We start from the raw sequence: 18,648 nt of genomic DNA on the forward strand, positions 1-18,648 counted from the left end.
TGATCCGTCCCCTCTATAAGCGGTGGAGCCCGTGCGGACCTCCGCACGGGCTCCTGCGTTCTGATCAGGTTACAGCTTCACGGCTGCGTACAGCTCGCCCACTTCCTTCAGCGTGAGCGCGCGGATGGTGCCGGGCTTGGTACGGCCGAGCTTGACGGGCCCGAACTCGATCCTGGCCAGGTCGATGACCCGGTGGCCGGCCACCTCCAGCAGGCGCCGCACCACGTGCTTGCGGCCCTCGTGCAGCACGACCTCGACCAGCGCCTGCTGGCCGTGCTCCTGCACGATCGTGAAGCCGTCCACCTTGACCAGGCCGTCCTCCAGCTCGATGCCCTGCCGGAGCCTGCGGCCGAGGTCGCGCGGGATGGGACCCGGAACCTTGGCCCAGTACTTCTTCAGGACGCCGTAGCTGGGGTGGGTCAGCCGGTTGGCCAGCTCGCCGTCGTTGGTGAGCAGCAGCAGGCCCTCGGTCTCGGTGTCGAGCCGGCCCACGTGGAACAGGCGCGGGGCCAGCTCCTCGACGTAGTCGGCCAGGGACGGGCGGCCCTGGGGGTCGCTCATGGTGGACACGACGCCGATGGGCTTGTTCAGCGCGTAGTAGACGAGGTCGGGGGCCGTCGGGATGCGCTTGCCGTCGACGTGGATGACCTGCGTGGCGGGATCGACCTTGGCGCCGAACCTCCGGACGACCTGGCCGTTCACGGTGACGCGGCCGTCGCCGATCATCTCCTCGCAGGCACGGCGGCTGGCCACGCCCGCCTGGGCGAGGACCTTCTGCAGCCGCACGCCGTCGGGGACCTCGGTGGTGTCGCGCTCGTCGGTGTAGCCCTCGGGGTAGAAGTTGCGGTCGCGCAGGGGCTGGCGGGCCGTCTTGAACCGGTCGCGCGGCGCGTCGCCGCCACGGTCGGCCGGCTGGCCGGTCCTGCCCGTCCCCTGGGAGCCACGGCTGCCGCCGTAGCCGCCCTGGCCGCCGTAGCCGCCCTGGCCGCCGTAGCCGCCCTGGCCGTCTCGCCGTGCGCCGCCGCCCGCGGGCCGGCCGCCGTACGAGGGCCGGCCCCCGGAGGTGGGACGGCCTCCCGAGGTGGGACGGCCTCCCGAGGTGGGACGGCCGATGGTCTCGAAACCGCCGCGGGAGCCGCGCGGCTCGTCACGGCGGCCGAAGCGGGCGCGGGTGGAAGAAGCGGAGTCGTCGCGCCGGCCGCTGCGATCGGCCCGGAAGCCGGGACGGGAGTCCTCGCGGGAGTCATTGCGGGAGTCGTCTCGGTGGCCGCCGCCGTAGCCCGGCCTGTCGCGGTAACCGGACCTGTCGCCGGAGCCGGACCGGTCGCCGTAACGGGGCCTGTCGCCGGAACCGGACCCGGGCCGGTCGCCGTAACGCGGCCTGTCACCGGAACCGGAACCGGACCTGTCGCCGTAACGCGGCCTGTCGCCGGAACCGGAACGGTCGCCGTAGCCGCCACGGTCCGTGGGGCGGCGGTCGGAACGGAAGCCGCCGCGGTCGTCGCGGCCGGCCGAGCGGGAGCCCGGACGGTCGTCGCCACGGTCGGAACGGAAACCACCACGGTCATCCCGGCGGTCCGAACGGAAACCGCCACGATCGTCGCGGCCCGCGGAGCGGGGGCCCGGACGGTCGTCGCCACGGTCGGAACGGAAACCACCACGGTCATCCCGGCGGTCCGAACGGAAACCGCCACGATCGTCGCGGCGGTCCGAGAAACCCCGGTCCGAGTCGCGCCGGGCGAAGTCACGGCCCCCGGACTCACGGCTGCCGAAGTCACGGCCCCCGGAGTCACGGCCGCCAGAGTTACGGCTGCCGGAGTCGCGCCGGTCGGGGCGGAAACCGTCCTCACGGCTGCGGAAGCCGCTGTCGCGGCCCTCCGGCCGGGCGCCGCCCTCGCGGCCCTCGGAGCGGAAGCCGCCGCGGTCGCCGCCGGTGCGGTCGCGGGAGGTGGAGTCGCCGTACCGGGCGCGGGTGCCGCCGCGGTCGGCGCGAAGAGAGTCGCGGCCGGAACCGCCGCGAGAGTCGTCGGAGCGGAAGGCGGGACGCCCGCCGCGGCCGGTGGAGCCGCCGGTGCGTCCTCGACCGCGTCCATCACCGGACGGGGTGCTGCGCCTGTTGATCACTTTGTTGTCTCCTCGAGGTTTTCCACGTCGTCCGGGAGGAACGGAGCCAGCTCGGGGAGCTCGCTGAGGTCTTTGAGTCCCAGACGTTCAAGGAAGTATGAGCTTGTCCGGTAGAGCACTGCCTGGCTCTCCGGGTCGGTGCCGGCCTCTTCGACCAGCCCCCGTGCGACGAGCGTCCGCATGACGCCGTCGCTGTTGACACCGCGTACGGCGGCGACACGGGCGCGGCTCACCGGTTGCCGGTAGGCCACGACCGCGAGTGTTTCGAGCGCGGCCTGGGTCAGCCGCGTCTGCTGGCCGTCGCGGACGAACCGCTCGACCAGCGGCGCGCAGTCGGCACGCGTGTAGTACCGCCAGCCTCCTGCGACCTCTCTCAGATCGAAACCCCGTCCGGCGTCGGTGTATTCCGCCGCCAGCGATCTGAGGGCGGCGGCCACCTCGTGGGTGGGGCGTTCGAGCACCTGGGCCAGCGTCACCTCGGGGACGGGGACGTCCACGACCATGAGGATGGCTTCGAGCGCGGCGCCGAGACTCGGCGCGGGCCCGCCGTCCGGCTCCTCCCCGGCCTCCGCCTCCGGGCCCTCACCCAGGGGAGGACCCGGTTCGTCCCACGGTTCGTCCACGGCCGACATGTCGGCGAACGGCTCGGGGGCCGGGTCGGGCTGGCGGGCCGGGTCCAAGACGGGGGCCGCGTCGGTTTCAGGGGCCGGGGCAGGCTCAGGGGACGGGTCGAAGACAGGGCCCGGCTCGGGCTCGCGAGACGGGTCGAAGACAGCGCCCGGCTCGGGCTCGCGAGACGGGTCGAAGACAGCGCCCGGCTCGGGCTCGGGGGACGGGTCGAAGGCGGGGGCCGGGGTGCGGGGCTGGGGGGCGGCGAGGGAGCCCGGCAGGGTCATCCAGGCCGGCAGCGGCGTCTCCGGAGACCTGCGCGGCTGGGGCGGCCCGTCGTCGGCGCGGGCGTCCATCGGCCCGCCGGAGTGGTCCCGCAGCCGATCGTCCGGCTGGTCGTCCGGCCGATCGTCCGGCTGGTCGTCCGGGTGCTCGCCGGGGCGGTCGTCAGTCATCAGCAGCCTTCTCCGCGCTCTCCGCGCTTCGCGCGCTCTCCTCGTAGTCGTCGCCCACCGCGACGTCGCCCTCGTCGCTGCCCGTCCAGGTGACGTGCAGGTCGCCCAGCGGCTCGACCTGGTCGAAGCTGACCGCCGACTCGCGGAACAGCTCCAGGACGGCCAGGAAGCGGGCGATGACCTCGAAAGTGCCGTCACAGTCGGCGACCAGGGCCCGGAAGGTGGCCCGGCGCATGCGCCTGAGGCGCTGGACCAGGATAGCGGCTTGCTCCCGGACGCTGGCCAACGGCTGGTAGATGTGGCCGACGCCGACCGTGGGCGGCGGCTTGGGGGTGAACGCCCTGGCGGCGATCTTCGCGAGCTGCTCGGGGCCGATGCCGAGGATGAGCTCCGGCAGGAGCTCGGCGAAGCGGGGCTCCATCGGCACGGCGCGCGGGAAGCGGAGCGCCTCGTCGGCCATGCGGCCGGCGAGGACCTTGGCGACCTCCTTGTACGCCTTGTACTGGAGCAGCCGGGCGAACAGCAGGTCGCGGGCCTCCAGCAGCGCGAGGTCCTCCTCGTCCTCGACCTCGCCGGAGGGCAGCAGCCGGGCCGCCTTGAGGTCGAGCAGGGTGGCCGCGACCAGCAGGAAGTGGCTGGTCTGGTCGAGGTCCCACTCGGGGCCGCGCGAGCGGATGTAGGCGATGAACTCGTCGGTGACCTGGGACAGGGACACCTCGGTGATGTCCAGCTTGTGCTTGGCGATCAGCCCCAGCAGCAGGTCGAACGGTCCCTCGAAGACGTCCAGGTGGACCTGGAACCCGGCCTTCGCGGCCTGGTCCCCGTCGTGGACGGCGCTCCCCCGCTCTGACGTCACCTGGCCATTGTGGCAGGCGCGGGCCAGCGCGAGAGCACTTCGCGGGCCAGCTCACGGTAGGCGCTGGCGCCGAGGGAGGACGGGTCGAAGGTGGTGATCGGCTCGCCGGCGACGGTGGCGTCGGGGAAGCGGACGGTGCGGTTGATCACCGTGTGGAAGACCTTGTCGCCGAACGCCTCGACGACGCGGGCGAGCACCTCACGGCCGTGCAGGGTACGGGCGTCGTACATGGTCGCCAGCAGGCCCTCGATCTCGAGGTCCTCGTTGAGCCGCTCCTGGACCTTGGAGATGGTGTCCATGAGCAGGGCGACGCCGCGCAGCGCGAAGAACTCGCACTCCAGCGGCACCATGACGCCGTGGGCGCAGGTGAGCGCGTTGATGGTGAGCAGGCCGAGCGACGGCTGGCAGTCGATGAGGCACACGTCGTAGTGCGGCAGCAGCGGCTTGAGCACGCGGCCGAGCACCTGCTCGCGGGCGACCTCGGTGACGAGCTGGACCTCGGCGGCCGACAGGTCGATGTTGCTGGGCAGCAGGTCGAGGCCCTCGACGCCGGTCTCCAGCAGCACGTCCTCGGCGGTGACGTTGCGCTCCATCAGCAGGTTGTAGACCGTGAGGTCGAGCTGCAGCGGGTTGATGCCGAGGCCCACCGACAGGGCGCCCTGCGGGTCGAAGTCGACGAGCAGGACCTTGAGGCCGTACTCGACGAGCGCGGCGCCCAGGTTGATGGTGGTGGTGGTCTTGCCGACCCCGCCCTTCTGGTTGACCATCGCGACGACCCGCGCCGGCCCGTGGACCTCCGGCGGCACGGGCTCCGGGAACACCGGGCGCGGGCGCCTGGTGGGGCCCAGGTTCACGCCGGTGGAAGGCGTGTCGGTCTTCGTGTCACCCCAGGGGTTGTCGGGGGTCCCCGGGGTCGAACCGTTGGTCTTCACAGTCACCAGCTCGAACCTCCCTGACGATCCCGAACCGGACCGTCCGGACGGACACTATGGCGTCATCACTAAACGCGGCAAGGCGGCACGCCGAACCGTGGCACGCCGCAAAAGACTATAGATCACTGCCGGGCGCGGGGGTGCGCGGCGGCGTACACCTCACGGAGCTTGTCGACCGTGACCAGGGTGTAGACCTGGGTGGTCGTCACCGAGGCGTGGCCGAGCAGCTCCTGCACCACCCTAACGTCGGCGCCCCCGTCGATGAGGTGGGTTGCGAAGGAATGCCGGAGAACGTGCGGGGATATCCCGTGGAGTCCGGCTCGTTCGGCGGCGGCCTGGAGCACCTCCCAGGCGCCCTGCCGGGTCAGGCGCCCGCCGCGCGCGTTGAGGAACACCGCGGGGGTGCCGCGGCCGTGGGCGAGCAGCGCGGGGCGGGCCCTGACGAGGTACGCGTCGAGCGCGGAGCGGGCGTAGCGGCCGAGCGGCACGACGCGGGTGCGGCCGCCCTTGCCGCGCAGCCGCACCTGGTCGTCCTCCAGGTCGTCGACGGCCAGGCCGACGGCCTCGTCGATGCGCGCGCCCGTGCCGTACAGGACCTCCAGCAGGGCGCGGGTGCGGAGGGTCAGGGGCGCGCCGTCGGGGCCGGAGGCGGCGATGAGCCGCTCGACCTGGTCGACAGCGATCGGCTTGGGCAGTCTGCGGGGCTGGCGCGGCGGGCGCACCTGGTGGGCCGGGTCGTGGGCGGCGACGCCCTCGCGCAGCGCGAAGCGGTGCAGCCCGCGCACGGCGGACACCGCCCGCGCGGCCGAGGCGGCCGCGAGGGCGGGGTGCTCGCCGTCGCCCTCGCGCAGCGCGGCGAGGAAGCCGAGGACGTCGTCCTCGCCCACCTCGCCGAGCGCGGCGCGCCCGCGCGAGCGCAGGTAGTCCACGTAGCGGCTCAGGTCACGGCGGTAGGAGGCCAGCGTGTTGGCAGCCAGACCCCGCTCCACCGCCAGATGGGCGAGGTAGCTGGAGAGCACCGCCTCCACGACTCGGTCCTTCCGTCACGCCCCAGGGGCGTCGGCGGGGCGCAAACCGGTGAAGCCCTCGACCGATGCCGCGTACGCGGCGAGGATACCGGCCACGGCCGGTGAATTGTGGATCATCCCCATGAGCGCGTGCTCGACGGCGTCGGGCAGCGGCACCCACTCGACCGGCATGCCGATCTCCTCGTGCCGGGGGACGAAGCCGTTCTCCTCCTCGGGGATGGGCGTCAGGTCGCGGGCGAGGAAGACGCGGATGCGCTCGTCCGTCATGCCGGGCGAGGTGAGCAGGTCGACCAGCGTGTGCCAGGTGGCGGCGCGGTGGCCGGCCTCCTCGGCCAGCTCCCGCGCGGCGGTCTCGGCCAGGGGCTCGCCCTCGACGTCGCGCAGGCCGGCGGGCAGCTCCCACAGCAGTTTGCGGGCCGGGTGGCGGTACTGGCGGATCATCAGGACCCGGTCGTCGGCGTCGAGGGCGACCACCGCGACCGCGCCGACGTGGCGGACGTAGTCGCGGTCGGCGACCTCGTCGCCGGGCATCCGGACGCCGTCGGTGACGACGTCGAACACCCGGCCCTTGAACCGCTCGGTGGAGGAGACGACCTCCCACGCCTCGGGCGCGTCCTCGACCCTCACTTGGCGACCTTGGAGGTGACGCGGCTGTCGGCGTAGACGAGCGAGGCGGCGATCAGGCCCTTGAACATCGGGTTGGCCCGCGTCGGCCGGGACCGGAACTCCGGGTGGGCCTGGGTGCCGATGAAGAACGGGTGGACGTCGACCGGCAGCTCGGTGTACTCGACCAGGCGGCCGTCGGGCGACAGCCCGGAGAACACCAGGCCGACCTTCTCCAGCTGCTCCCGGTAGGCGTTGTTGACCTCGTAGCGGTGGCGGTGACGCTCGTCGGCCTTGGCCTTGCCGCCGTAGAGCTGACGGGCCAGCGTGCCCTCGCCGAGCTTGGCGGTGTAGACGCCGAGCCGCATGGTGCCGCCCATGTCGCGCTCGCCGGCGACGACGTCCTCCTGGTCGGCCATCGTGGAGATGACCGGGTGCTTGGTGTCGGGGTCGAACTCGGCGGAGTTGGCCTCGGCGACACCGGCCAGGTTGCGGGCGGCCTCGATGACCATGCCCTGCATGCCGAGGCAGATGCCGAGCAGCGGGACCTTGTGCTCGCGGGCGTGACGGATCGCGCCGATCTTGCCCTCGATGCCGCGCACGCCGAACCCGCCGGGGATCAGCACGCCGTCGACGCCGTCGAGCTCGCGCGCCGCGCCCTCGGGGCTCTCGCAGTCGTCGCTCTTGACCCAGCGGATGTTGACGCGGGCGTCGTTGGCGAACCCGCCGGCGCGCAGCGCCTCGGTGACCGACAGGTACGCGTCGGGCAGGTCGATGTACTTGCCGACCAGCGCGATCGTGACCTCCTTGGCGGGGCGGTGGACGCGCCGCAGGAGCTGGTCCCACTCCTTCCAGTCGACGTCGCGGAACGGCAGGCCGAGCCGGCGCACCACGTACGCGTCGAGGCCCTCGGCGTGGAGCACCTTCGGGATGTCGTAGATGGAGGCGGCGTCGATGGCGGAGACCACGGCGTCCTCGTCCACGTCGCACATCAGGCTGATCTTGCGCTTGATCGCGGTCTGGACCGGCCGGTCGGACCGGAGCACGATCGCGTCGGGCTGGATGCCGATGCTGCGCAGCGCGGCCACGCTGTGCTGGGTGGGCTTGGTCTTGAGCTCGCCGGACGGCCCGATGTAGGGCAGCAGCGACACGTGCAGGAAGAACACGTTGTCGCGGCCGACCTCGTGCCGGATCTGGCGCACCGCCTCCAGGAAGGGCAGCGACTCGATGTCGCCGACCGTGCCGCCCACCTCGGTGATGACCACGTCCACGTCGGGACCGGCCATGCCCCGGATGCGGTCCTTGATCTCGTTGGTGATGTGCGGGATGACCTGGACGGTGTCGCCGAGGTACTCGCCGCGCCGCTCCTTGGCGATGACGTTGGAGTAGACCTGGCCGGTGGTCACGTTGGCCGAGCCGTGCAGGTCGGTGTCGAGGAACCGCTCGTAGTGGCCGACGTCGAGGTCGGTCTCGGAGCCGTCGTCGGTGACGAAGACCTCGCCGTGCTGGAACGGGTTCATGGTGCCGGGGTCGACGTTGAGGTAGGGGTCGAGCTTCTGCATGGTGACCCGTAGACCTCGCCCCTTGAGCAGGCGGCCGAGGCTGGACGCCGTGAGCCCCTTGCCGAGACTTGAGGCGACACCGCCGGTGACGAACAGATGCTTGGTTTGCGATGCGCTGCGCAAAGGGGCTCCCGTGGCTCGAGGCGTGGCCGAACTGTCCACGGGCTCTCAGGATATCAAACAACGTCCCCGACATGCCCGAACGGTATGACCTAGCGGTAACTTTGGGCGCTATGTCATGCGTACGGCGGGCACTGGGCACGCTCATCCACCGTGCCTACACGGCGATCCGCGACGCCGGGGCCATCACCGCGGCGAGTCCCGCGGGGCATCGGTTCCGCAGGCTGGGCGAGGGCGCGAAGATCGCCTTCCCGCCCGGGGCGATCTTCGGCGAGCGGTGGATCGAGGTCGGCGACCACACGCTCGTGGGCGAGCGGGTGTCGCTGTCGTGCGGCATGATGCCGGGCGCGGAGCTGGGGCCCGGCTCGGTCCTGCGGATCGGCGGCGGCTGCTCGATCGGCCGGGGCTCGCACATCGTGGCCCACCAGTCGATCGACATCGGCGACGACGTCTTCACGGGCCCGTACGTCTACATCACCGACCAGAACCACGTCTACGACGACCCGGAGGTGCCGATCGGGCGGCAGTGGCCGCGCAACAGCCCGGTCTCGATCGGCGCGGGCTCCTGGCTGGGGGCCGGGGCGATCATCCTGCCGGGCACGCGGCTCGGGCGGCAGTGCGTGGTGGCGGGGGGCGCGGTGGTGCGGGGCGAGTTCCCGGACCACAGCGTGGTGGCGGGGGTGCCGGCGCGGCTGGTGCGCGGGTACAGCCCGGAGCTCGGCTGGCACGCGCCCGGCGCGGCCGACGGAACTTCGGCGCCGCCGGATCACCCGGGCGCGACCCCGGTGACGCCGCCGCATCACCCGGGCGCGACCCTGGTGACGCCGCCGGATCACCCGGGGCTGGACCGAACATCGTTCTGACGGTTAGCGTCGATCCATGCGCACCGCCATCTGCGAGCGTCTGGGCGTCGAGTTCCCGTTGTTCGCCTTCAGCCACTGCCGCGACGTCGTGGCCGCGGTGACGAACGCCGGCGGCTTCGGCGTGCTCGGCGCCATCGCGTACACGCCCGAGCAGCTCGACACCGAGCTCACCTGGCTCGACGAGCGGGTGGGCGGCCGGCCGTACGGCGTGGACGTGCTGCTGCCCGGCAAGGTCGACGCGTCGGCGCTCGACGCCGAGGCGCGGCTGGCCGACGCCGTCCCCGAGCGGCACCGCGACTTCGTCGCGCACCTGATGTCCAAGTACGGCGTCGGCGGGTCCGGCGGGCCCATCGGCGGGCCCGGGATCGGGTCGCCCGACGAGCTCGGCCGGCGGGTGACCGCGGCGGGCGCGACCGGGCTGATCGACGTGGCGCTGAAGCACCCCGTCGGCCTGATCGCCAGCGCGCTCGGCCCGCCGCCTCCCGAACTGGTCGAGAAGGCACGCGCGGCCGGGGTGCCGGTCGCGGCGCTGGTCGGCACGGTGGAGCACGCGCGCAGGCAGGTGGCGGCGGGCGCCGACCTCATCGTGGCGCAGGGGACGGAGGCCGGCGGGCACACCGGTGAGATCTCCACGATGGTGCTGGTGCCCCAGGTCGTGGACGCGGTGGGGCCGGTGCCCGTGCTGGCGGCCGGCGGGATCGCCTCCGGGCGGCAGATGGCCGCCGCCCTGGCGCTGGGCGCCGAGGGCGTGTGGTGCGGCTCGGTCTGGCTGACCACGGAGGAGGCGGAGACGGCGCCCGCGGTCAAGCGCAAGATGCTGGCCGCGTCCTCGCTCGACACCGTGCGCTCCCGCTCCCGCACCGGCAAGCCGGCCCGCCAGCTCAGGTCGGCGTGGACCGACGAGTGGGACTCCGGCCAGGAGAGCCCCGGCCCGCTGGGCATGCCGCTGCAACTGCTCGTCGCCGAGTCGGCGATGGCCCGCATCGGCGCCGCGGCCGAGCGGGGCGAGCCGGGGGCGCTGGATCTGGCCAACTACTTCGTCGGCCAGGTCGTGGGCCAGCTCGACCAGGTGCGGCCGGCGCGCGAGGTGGTGTACGCCATGGTCAGCGAGTTCGCGGACGCGGTGGAGCGGCTCGGCCGGCTGTCCGGCTGACCCCGCCGGGCCCGGCCGTCCCGCTCTCCTCGGCGCTCCGGGCCCGCCGCGCGGCGGTCCCGCGGGGCAGACTGTATCCATGCTCGCTGCTCTGACAGGGCTCGGATTGTCGACGGCCGCCGGGTTGAACGCCTACATCCCGCTGCTCGTGGTGGGGGTGCTCGCCAACGTCACCGACGCGGTAAAGCTGCCCGACGGCTACTCCTGGCTGTCCAACTGGGGGGTGCTCGCCGTCATCGCCGTGCTCCTCGTCGCCGAGATGGTGCTCGACAAGGTGCCGGCGGTCGACACGGTCAACGACATGATCCAGACCGTGGTACGGCCCGCGGCGGGCGGCGTGGTGTTCAGCGCCACCAGCGCCGCGGCCGAGCTGGACCACTCCACCTGGATGGCCGACAACCCGTGGGCCGGGTGGCTGCTCGGCATCGTGCTGGCCCTGGCCGTGCACGCCCTGAAGGCCGCCGCCCGCCCGGTGATCAACGCGGGCACGGCCGGGGTGGGCGCCCCCGTGGTCAGCACCGTGGAGGACGCGGGATCGCTCGGGATGAGCCTGGTCGCCGTGTTCGCGCCCGTGCTGGTGATCATCGGGGTGCTGCTGTTCGCGCTGGTGGCCTGGTGGGGCGTGCGCAAGGCCCGGCGGGTCCGGGCGCGCCGGAAGGCCGCTCGCGCGTCGTCCCGCGGGCTGATGGACGCTCCCCCGCCGGGATGACGCGCCGCGGGCTCGCCCGCTCGTACGATCGCCGTGCGGATTCAAGGGAAGACCCGTGTGGGCGCCCCGTGGCCCCCGCCCCGGCGCCCACACGCTCCCCCGCCCGCTCCGGACCGCTCTTCCCGGCGCCGTCTCCGCGGCGATCCCGTGGTCACAGGCGGCCGGCGACGATCTCCCGCGCCCACCCGCTCACGACCTCCACGAACTCCGCGGGCCGCTCCTCGTGCAGCCGGTGGCTGGAGCCCTCCCAGCAGACGACCTTCGACCCGGGATGCTTGAGCAGCCCCGCCTCCCAGAGCGCCCTGGCCGGATCGGCCCAGATCGACAGCACGGGGCAGTGCCGGCGGGCCAGGTACTCGTCGCTGTGCGGCCTGACCCCCATCGACCCGGGCAGCGCGAACATCGCCTCGAACGCCTGCGCCAGCACGTGCGCGGGCATCCCGTACAGCCTGCGCCGGTGCCAGCGGCGGATGACGGCGGGCGTGGCGGCGTTCGTGCACCACCGGTCGAGCCGCACGGCGACCTCGGTCGCGTTCTCCCCGCGCAGCCCGGCGATCGTCCGGGGGAACCCGCGCGCGACCTCCGGGCTGATGCCGTACCCGGGGTCGACGGCGACGACGCCGGCGACCCGGTCCGGATGCTCGACGGCGAGGATGGAGGCGATCTGGCCGCCCATGGAGTGCCCGACGACGATCGCCTCGGGCACGCCCAGGGCGTCCAGCAGCGCGACCAGGTCCCCGGCCATGGCACGCGGGGTGTTCCCCTCGGCGGGGACCGACGAGTAGCCGTGGCCGCGCAGGTCCACCGCGATCACGCGGTGCTCGGCGGCGAGCGCGTCGATGTGCCAGGACCACTGGTGGGAGTCGGCGCCCCACCCGTGGACGAGCAGCAGCGGCGGCCCCGCGCCCGCCCCGTCGTCGGTGTGGAACAGCCTGACCGCGCCCTGGTCCGTCTCGACCGTCGTGTACGGCACGGGCCCGCCTCCTCGCGTCCGCTCTCCCGTCGACCCCGCCGGGCTACGAGGACTGAACCACAGCCTCCGGTTGCCAATCAAGAGCTTGCTTGGTTATCCGCTGCGCCTCTTTTCCTCGTCCGCGCCTCCGGCGCACTATCCTCGAAGGGAGAACCGCGAGCGGGAGGTGGACACGATCGGCGAGGTCCTTATCATCGTGCTGGCGATCCTGGCCTTCCTGCTGCTGGTGACCGGTGTCGGCGTGTACTTCCTGATCAAGCTGGGCCGCAAGGCCGCGGTCACGGCGAAGCAGGCGACGACCCGGCTGACCACCCACGTCAACGCCATGGGCGCCGGAGAGGCGGCCGAGGTCGAGCGGCTCCGGCTGGACCTGCGGCGCGAGGTGTCGCTGACCCGCCAGGCGGTGCAGACCGCCCAGCAGCAGGGCTGGGGCCTCGGCGATCTGCCGCAGCTCCTGGCCGACTTGTCACGGCAGGCCGACGTGCACGACGCCCAGCTCGGCATGTACGCCCAGCAGCTGCGCGTGTCCGCGTACGTGGACCACGTCACGCTCGGCAAGCTCCGGGAGCACCAGGCGAAGCTGACGGCGATGTGCGCCCGCATCCGCGCCGACCTGCTCGGCCACCAGGTCCAGCACGCCTCGGCCGGCATCGACGACCTGCACGTCCGCACGGACCTGGAGATCGAGGCGCGCCGCGGCATCCCGGACCCGCTGGACGAGATCGACCACCTCTACCGCCGCTCCACGGAACGACGCGAAGACCACTCCTGACGATTACTCTAGGTGGCATAATCGTTCCGCGGCGTAAGCTCTGCGAGGAGGCACGACGATGAGCACAGCCTTTCCGGAGTGGTTCTACCCCGGCCCTCCTGGTGGCTGGACCGCCGACATGCTCGATCGTCTCCCCCCCGACGCGCCCCCGCACGTCGAGCTGATCGATGGGTCGCTCGTCATGATGTCACCGCAGACCGGTTTCCACATGCTCACGCTTCGGCTGCTCGAACATGCGCTCAAGCCCCCGCCCGAGTTCGTCGTCGCCAGGGAGATGGCGGTAACGCTCGGCCTGCGCCAGCGCCCCGAGCCGGACATCCTTCTCGTCAGGCGAGCGGCGTTCATGAACAAGGTCACGACCTTCAAGCCGGAAGACGTCGATCTCGTTGTCGAGGTCGTCTCCCAGGAGTCCCAGGAGAGGGACCGCACCACCAAACCCAGCAAGTACTCCAACGCGGGCATCAGGTACTTCTGGCGGGTGGAGGAGGAGAACGACCAGCCCGTGGTCTACACGTTCGAGCTGGAGCCGGCCGTCAAGGCGTACGTCCCGACCGGCATCCACCGCAAGCGCCTGGAGACCTTCATCGGCTTCGAGGTGGACATCGACCTCGACCTCGCGCGCGTCATCGGCTGACCGCCGCCCCGGTGCGTCCGGTCATTCCCTCCCCGTCCGGCTCGGCACGCTCTCGTCCGCCGCGAGGCCCGGGGTACGGCCGGGAGGAGGAGGGCCGGGCAGGCCGCCGGTGAGCGTGTCCTCGGGGCGCAGCGCCAGGTTGGCGTCCCGGACGAAATACGGCCGCAGGCGTCCGGTGTCGCGAAGCAGGCGGTGGAGGTAGCGTCCCACCAGCGCCAGCGCCGCCAGGCTCAGCCCGCTGAGCAGGAGCTGGGTCGCCGCGACGAGGTGCCCGGCCTCCGCACCGGCGTACGCCGGCACCGCGAGCGCCAGGGCGAGCGCGCCGCCGAGCACGGCCGCCGCGTACACCGCGTTGAGCGGTCGTAAGGAGAAGCCGAAGAACAGCTCGAAGGAGTGCGCGGCCAGCCGCGCCAGGCGGAGCCGGGAGCGGCCCGCCGTCCTGGGCCGGTGCGTGACCGGCGCGACCGCGTACCGGGCGCCGACGAGCGGCACCGCCGGGATGAACCAGGGCAGCCGCAGGTCGGTGATCGTGCGGGCCACGCCGGTGCGCACCAGCCTGAAGGTGGAGGCGCCCCTGGGCATGTCGATGCCGAAGACGCGCCGGGCCGCCCAGTGCAGGCCCGCCGAGCCGCCCCTGCGGACCAGCGGGTCGCGCCGGCCACGCCGCTCGCCGAACACCACGTCGTAGCCCTCCTCGGCCTTGGCGAGCAGAGTCCAGATCTCCTCGGGCGGCACCTGGAGGTCGGCGTCGCACTGGACGGTCCACGGCTGGCCCGCGTACCGGAACCCGGCGGCCATGACCGCGTCGATGCCGAAGTTGCGGGTGAAGGACAGGTACCGCACGCGCGGGTCCGTCCGCGCCAGGCGGCGGATCCGGTCGAGGGAGTCGTCGGTGCTGCCGTCGTCGACGAAGAGGATCTCCAGCTCGTCGATCTCCCTGAGCGCGCCGACCAGCTCCCTGTGGGCGACCTCCACCTGCTCGCCCTCGTTGAAGCACGGCACCAGCACGGTCAACCCGGTCTTCACATCCGCCTCCCCAGCATCGTTCCCAGCACGAATCCCTGCGCTCCGAGCGCGTACACCGCACCGGCCGCCCCCGCGAACGGGATCACCAGTGCGCCCAGCACGGCCACCACGGCCCAGGACATGACGACCGCCTTCGCGCAGGCGCGCAGCCCGGCCTTGCCGGTGTTCTCCAGCAGGAAGACCGCGAAGCCCGCCAGCGCGTTGACGGGGAGCAGCGAGGCCAGCAGCCCGCCGAGCGCGACCAGCGAGCGGGTCCCGGCCAGTCCGCCGGCGAGGGCCGTCCCCGCGACCACCAGCCAGGCGCCGCCGATCCAGACGGACAGCAGGGCGACGCGCCGCGCGAGCTCGCGCACCTGCCCGGCGCCGGACGAGCCCGTCCGGAGCGCCAGCCTGGGCTGGTAGATCCGCTGCAGCGTGTAGAGCACGGACGTGGCGAAGCCCCAGACGAGGATCATCATGTAGAAGTCGCCGCTCTGGTCCGCGTGGGAGGTGAGCGACAGCTCCACGAACAGCGTGCCGACCATGGCGTTGCCCATCACGTCGACCGCGCCCATCAGCATCACCGTGCCGGCCACGATGCCGCGCAACGTCCGGCGCGGCGGTCCGGCCGTCCGCACTTCTGGGCGGTCCCGGGCCCCGGCCGGCAGCCCGCGCAGCAGGGCCAGGTTCAGCACCGTGACCAGTACCAGCAGCCCGGCCAGGTATCCGGCCGGCCGGAGATGCGAGGTGAACGCCAGGCCGGCCATGCCGATCATGCCGAGGCCGAGGAGCGAGAAGTGGGCGGTGTCCCGGGTGTACCTGCCCAGGGCGCGGTGCAGGGCCACGCCGAGCATGCCGCAGCCGAGGGAGACGTAGTACGCGACGGCCAGCAGGTAGATCGTGACGGTCGAGTGCGGCGCGAGGACGAGTCCGGCCACGGCCGCCGCGGTGAACGGCAGCGGTCCGCGGGCGACGACGGCGCGCAGCATCCCGGTGATGTGGTCACGGGTACGGCGGGCCCGCGGGATGAGGGTCAGCGCCGCCTTCTCCGGGCCCGACTGGACCACCATGCAGAGCCAGCCCACGGCACCCACCGCGGCCGCGTACGCGTTGAAGTCCTCGCGGCTCCACGCGGCGACCAGCACGCCCGCGGAGCCGTACAGCAGGAGGCGGAAGGTGGCGCGACCGCCCAGCAGCGTCAGCAGGCGACGGGGGCCGATGCTGTGGGACGCGGCGGCGGTCACGGGGCGCCCGCGCCGGCTGCCGGATCGGCCGCCAGGTCGGCCGCGACGGCGTCGCGCAGGGGACGGGCGCCCGTCCTCAGGTAGGCGAGCAGGGCCTCGCGGATGCGGTCGTCGCCGAACCGGTCGCGCACGCCCGGCACCGACGGCCCCTTGTCCACGCCGAACAGCGCGCAGAACAGGGCCCGGACCTGCTCCGTGGTGAACGACTCGGGCGGCGTCAGCAGCTCCTCGACCGACTCGGCGGCGGGCGCGGGCGCCAGCGGCGCCTCCAGCCAGGTGGTGGACCGGCCCGCGGTGGCGAGCCAGCGGCGCAGGTGGCCGACCCGTTCGGCGACGAGGACCGGATCCTGCCCGGCCAGCCTGGACGCGGCGAGCCCGGCGTCGTAGCAGGTCGCGTGCAGCGCGGCGCACACCTTGGAGAAGGCCGGAGGCTTGGCGGGCAGCAGGTCGAGGGGGACCTCGCTGACCCGTTCGAGGGCGGCCCGAGCCTCGGCCGAGGTACGGGCGGCGGCGACGAGGGCGTCGAAGTCCTTGTACCAACGCGCGAGCGTGGCCCGGTCCGGCGCGTCGGGGACCGGTGCCTGCCCGGCTTCCTCGCGCACCCAGCGGACCATGCGGGCGGGCATGAACGCCGCCAGCGGATCGCCCTGCGGCGCCGCGGGCGGCTCACGGCCGGCGGCCGGGCCGACGGCGGAGCGCGCGGCTGGGCTCGCGCCGGGCGGGAACACCGCGCCGCAGGAGCGGCAGGAGTATCGGGCCGGCCGCAGGCGCCGCCTGATCAGCGACGGATACGGGTGCCCGCATTGCACGCATGTCACGAGAGTGTCCAAGGTCGGAGGGGTGTCAGAGCGGTACGGCCAGCGCGGAGGAGGGAACGAGCTCCGCACCGAGGTCCCTCTTGGCCTCCGCCTGCCCCTTGCCCAGCACCAGCCCGGTCTTGCCGGCGCCGATGGCCCACTCGACCATCCGGACATAGCCGTCGAAGTAGAGGTGCTTGCGCCCGCCGTCCTCCGGGGGGAGGGCGCCCCAGCTCAGGCACACCGGCCATCGAGGGTGGTCCAGGATCAGGGACAGGCCGAGGAGCCGCCCGCCGCCGTCGCGGTAGGCGATCGCCACGACCTCGTCGCCGCCGACCAGGGCTTCGAGGTAGGGCAGCGGCAGCGGGGCGAGCGGGAAGAGCCTGTTGCGGTGTTTGAGGTCGTTCTCGGCGCGCAGCGCGGCGGCCTCCGAACCGGTGACCAGCTCGCGAGCCGGCCCCACCTGGACCGACAGGCCGGGATCGGCGGAGAAGCCCCTGGCGCGCCGTCTGAGCGAGTCGCGGCGGGCGCGGTCGAGCCGGGCGTACCAGTCGTCGATGCCGGTCCGCGGGGTGGCCAGCCGGGCGAGCGGCTCGGTCGGCAGGTTGACCCGGACCCGGCCGGGCAGCAGCGCGGGCTCGCCGGGCGACACCTCCCGCCACACGAAGCTCCGCCAGCCCGCGCCCAGCTCCCGGCGGACGCCGCTGACGTAGCCGCGCAGCAGCTCGCGCCGCCGTTCCGGATCGAGGTCGCCGGCGAACCACCATCCCTTCTGGGAGCGGTTGCCCGGCGCGTGGACGTCGAGGATCCCCGCCGGTTCGCGGCGGCCGGCGTAGAGCCCTCGGCGGGGCCGGAGGCCGCGCAGGGACGCGGACACGGCGCCGACCGCGACCCCGTCCTCGCGCAGGACCGTCAGGAGGACGGGCGCCTGTGCGGCCCAGGCGTAGGCCCGCAGCAGGTCGTAGCGCCAGGTGACGCACTGGCCGGCCGCGGTGCGCAGGCGCTCCCAGCCGGCGGGCTCGGGGTCCTCGCGCGGGTCGATGATCTGCAGTGTGAGGCTCATCCCATCGCCCACCGGGGGACGGCGACGACGGACATCGGGACGTACTCGAAGCCCATCGACTGCTTGACGTCCACCCGGCCCCGGCCGAAGAGCACCTGCTTGGCGCCCGCTTCCATCGCCTGCCGGACGATCCGCACGTGGGTGTCGAAGTAGAGGTCCTTGCGGCCGCCCTCCTCCGGCCGCAACGCCGCCCACGGTCCGCTCACCGGTGAGGTCGGATGGTCGTAGACGAGCGCGAAGGCCAGGAGCCGTTTTTCCTCGCGATAGGAGATGACGCGAACGTCGTCGCGCCGGAGCAGGCTGGCGAAGTAGGCGGCGGGCAGCGGCGCCCGGGGGTCGAGGCGGGCCGCCAGCCGGGCCGTGTGCCGGAGATTCAGCTCGGCCATCTCCACCGGGTCCAGGTCGGTCTGCCCGCCGCCCTCCAGGACGGTCAGATCGGCGGCCCCGGCGACGGTCGCGATCTGGCGGCGCAGCGACTTCCTGCGATTCTTGCTGAGGGAGCCGAGCCATCCCTCCACCGACGACCAGCGCAGCGGCATGACCGTGCTGCCCGGAGACTCCCGGGTGAGCGCGCCCCGGCGGGCGACGAGGGGAACGCAGGGGTCGGTCACCATGCGGTACACCACGCCGGCGAGCCCCCATCCGAGGTGGCGCCGCGCCGCGCGCTCGAACTGCCGGAGCAGCCGGGCGCGGGTCTCCGGCGACAGGTCGCCGGCGAAGTGCCAGGTCGGCCCGTTGGAGTGGGCCGGCAGGCGGACGTCGAGCAGGATCGGCTCCCGGCGGCGGCGCGGGGCGCGAGGGGAGTTCGGTAATCGCAGGCCGAGGTAGACGGCGCCGACCACGCCGGTGACGCGACCGCCGTCGCGGAACACCGCCAGCAGAGGACGGGCCCATGATCCTTCGGACGACGCGGCGATGACGTCGTAGGCCCAGACGGCGGTCAGGCCCTCGGCCTGCCGGAACTCCTCCCAGCCGGGCGGCTCGGGGTCGCGGCAGGGGTCCAGTACTTCCAGGTGCACTCGGTTGCCCTCGATGGCGAAATGATCACAAGATGGATACGAAGCGTTGTTTGGTGACGATTGTCGCAGAATATGTCTCCAGTGATCACGTCGTGCGCGTCCGACACCCTTGATGCGCGTCCACAAA

18 protein-coding genes are annotated in these 18,648 nt (G+C 73.0%); 5 read left to right on the plus strand and 13 right to left on the minus strand.

Translation table 11 applies throughout. From position 1 onward, the window contains the following. Nucleotides 1–69 precede the first annotated feature (69 nt). The 7 genes from ACIBG4_RS02265 to ACIBG4_RS02295 form a co-directional block, all read right to left on the minus strand. The gene (locus ACIBG4_RS02265) at nt 70–2,124 is read right to left on the minus strand and encodes a pseudouridine synthase (RefSeq protein ID WP_397200307.1); all 2,055 of its coding nucleotides are present in this window, start codon (nt 2,122–2,124) and stop codon (nt 70–72) included. Continuing rightward, nucleotides 2,121–2,756, minus strand: a complete 636-nt coding sequence (gene scpB / locus ACIBG4_RS02270) for an SMC-Scp complex subunit ScpB (protein WP_397200688.1) — start codon at nt 2,754–2,756, stop codon at nt 2,121–2,123. Before scpB ends, ACIBG4_RS02265 begins: the two co-directional genes overlap by 4 nt. A gap of 424 nt (nt 2,757–3,180) precedes the next feature. Continuing rightward, a complete protein-coding gene (locus tag ACIBG4_RS02275) occupies nt 3,181–4,044 on the minus strand; it encodes a segregation and condensation protein A (RefSeq protein WP_397200308.1) in 864 nt (287 codons plus the stop codon). Then, nucleotides 4,041–4,982, minus strand: a complete 942-nt coding sequence (locus ACIBG4_RS02280) for a ParA family protein (protein WP_310716701.1) — start codon at nt 4,980–4,982, stop codon at nt 4,041–4,043. The genes ACIBG4_RS02275 and ACIBG4_RS02280 overlap by 4 nt, the downstream gene beginning before the upstream one ends. A 116-nt stretch (nt 4,983–5,098) precedes the next feature. Then, entirely contained in the window at nt 5,099–6,004 is a 906-nt protein-coding gene (locus tag ACIBG4_RS02285; protein WP_397200309.1) for a site-specific tyrosine recombinase XerD, read from the minus strand. 15 nt (nt 6,005–6,019) lie between these two features. Then, nucleotides 6,020–6,631 (minus strand): NUDIX domain-containing protein, encoded by a 612-nt coding sequence (locus ACIBG4_RS02290; RefSeq protein WP_397200310.1) that lies wholly within the window; start codon nt 6,629–6,631, stop codon nt 6,020–6,022. After that, nucleotides 6,628–8,292: a CTP synthase gene (locus ACIBG4_RS02295; RefSeq protein ID WP_397200311.1), complete on the minus strand. Its 1,665-nt coding sequence runs from the start codon at nt 8,290–8,292 to the stop codon at nt 6,628–6,630. The genes ACIBG4_RS02290 and ACIBG4_RS02295 overlap by 4 nt, the downstream gene beginning before the upstream one ends. 110 nt (nt 8,293–8,402) lie before the next feature. Here ACIBG4_RS02295 and ACIBG4_RS02300 point away from each other — a divergent pair, with 110 nt between their 5' ends. The 3 genes from ACIBG4_RS02300 to ACIBG4_RS02310 all read left to right on the plus strand — a co-directional run bounded on the left by ACIBG4_RS02300 (nt 8,403) and on the right by ACIBG4_RS02310 (nt 11,014). Beyond that, nucleotides 8,403–9,152, plus strand: coding sequence for an acyltransferase (locus tag ACIBG4_RS02300; protein WP_397200312.1), 750 nt, complete (start codon nt 8,403–8,405; stop codon nt 9,150–9,152). 16 nt (nt 9,153–9,168) lie between these two features. Further along, nucleotides 9,169–10,305 (plus strand): NAD(P)H-dependent flavin oxidoreductase, encoded by a 1,137-nt coding sequence (locus ACIBG4_RS02305; RefSeq protein ID WP_397200313.1) that lies wholly within the window; start codon nt 9,169–9,171, stop codon nt 10,303–10,305. Between the two features lie 79 nt (nt 10,306–10,384). Beyond that, entirely contained in the window at nt 10,385–11,014 is a 630-nt protein-coding gene (locus ACIBG4_RS02310) for a DUF4126 domain-containing protein (RefSeq protein WP_397200314.1), read from the plus strand. Nucleotides 11,015–11,165: 151 nt separating this feature from the next. Here ACIBG4_RS02310 and ACIBG4_RS02315 read toward each other — a convergent pair whose 3' ends face one another. Further along, on the minus strand, nt 11,166–11,987 hold the full coding sequence (locus ACIBG4_RS02315; RefSeq protein WP_397200315.1) for an alpha/beta fold hydrolase: 822 nt from the start codon (nt 11,985–11,987) through the stop codon (nt 11,166–11,168). A gap of 166 nt (nt 11,988–12,153) precedes the next feature. Between ACIBG4_RS02315 and ACIBG4_RS02320 the strand changes: the two genes are divergently transcribed. Together ACIBG4_RS02320 and ACIBG4_RS02325 are read left to right on the plus strand one after the other, a co-directional pair. Continuing rightward, entirely contained in the window at nt 12,154–12,759 is a 606-nt protein-coding gene (locus ACIBG4_RS02320) for a hypothetical protein (RefSeq protein ID WP_397200316.1), read from the plus strand. Nucleotides 12,760–12,817: 58 nt separating this feature from the next. Beyond that, nucleotides 12,818–13,393, plus strand: a complete 576-nt coding sequence (locus tag ACIBG4_RS02325; RefSeq protein WP_397200317.1) for a Uma2 family endonuclease — start codon at nt 12,818–12,820, stop codon at nt 13,391–13,393. Nucleotides 13,394–13,414: 21 nt separating this feature from the next. Here ACIBG4_RS02325 and ACIBG4_RS02330 read toward each other — a convergent pair whose 3' ends face one another. Genes ACIBG4_RS02330 through ACIBG4_RS02350 form a run of 5 tightly spaced genes read right to left on the minus strand, consistent with a single transcriptional unit; the run spans nt 13,415 to nt 18,521 of the window. Continuing rightward, on the minus strand, nt 13,415–14,419 hold the full coding sequence (locus ACIBG4_RS02330; protein ID WP_397200318.1) for a glycosyltransferase family 2 protein: 1,005 nt from the start codon (nt 14,417–14,419) through the stop codon (nt 13,415–13,417). Beyond that, nucleotides 14,416–15,642 carry a hypothetical protein gene (locus tag ACIBG4_RS02335; protein ID WP_397200319.1) on the minus strand — a complete coding sequence of 409 codons (1,227 nt, stop codon included), beginning with the start codon at nt 15,640–15,642 and terminating at the stop codon, nt 14,416–14,418. The genes ACIBG4_RS02330 and ACIBG4_RS02335 overlap by 4 nt, the downstream gene beginning before the upstream one ends. Beyond that, a complete protein-coding gene (locus ACIBG4_RS02340; RefSeq protein ID WP_397200320.1) occupies nt 15,639–16,460 on the minus strand; it encodes a hypothetical protein in 822 nt (273 codons plus the stop codon). The genes ACIBG4_RS02335 and ACIBG4_RS02340 overlap by 4 nt, the downstream gene beginning before the upstream one ends. A gap of 25 nt (nt 16,461–16,485) precedes the next feature. Then, nucleotides 16,486–17,502: a hypothetical protein gene (locus tag ACIBG4_RS02345; protein WP_397200321.1), complete on the minus strand. Its 1,017-nt coding sequence runs from the start codon at nt 17,500–17,502 to the stop codon at nt 16,486–16,488. Beyond that, complete coding sequence (locus ACIBG4_RS02350) at nt 17,499–18,521, minus strand: GNAT family N-acetyltransferase (protein ID WP_397200322.1); 1,023 nt, start codon at nt 18,519–18,521, stop codon at nt 17,499–17,501. The genes ACIBG4_RS02345 and ACIBG4_RS02350 overlap by 4 nt, the downstream gene beginning before the upstream one ends. Between the last annotated feature and the right edge of the window lie 127 nt (nt 18,522–18,648).

It is taken from the genome of Nonomuraea sp. NPDC050383, assembly GCF_044459125.1.
Taxonomy (GTDB): Bacteria; Actinomycetota; Actinomycetes; order Streptosporangiales; family Streptosporangiaceae; genus Nonomuraea.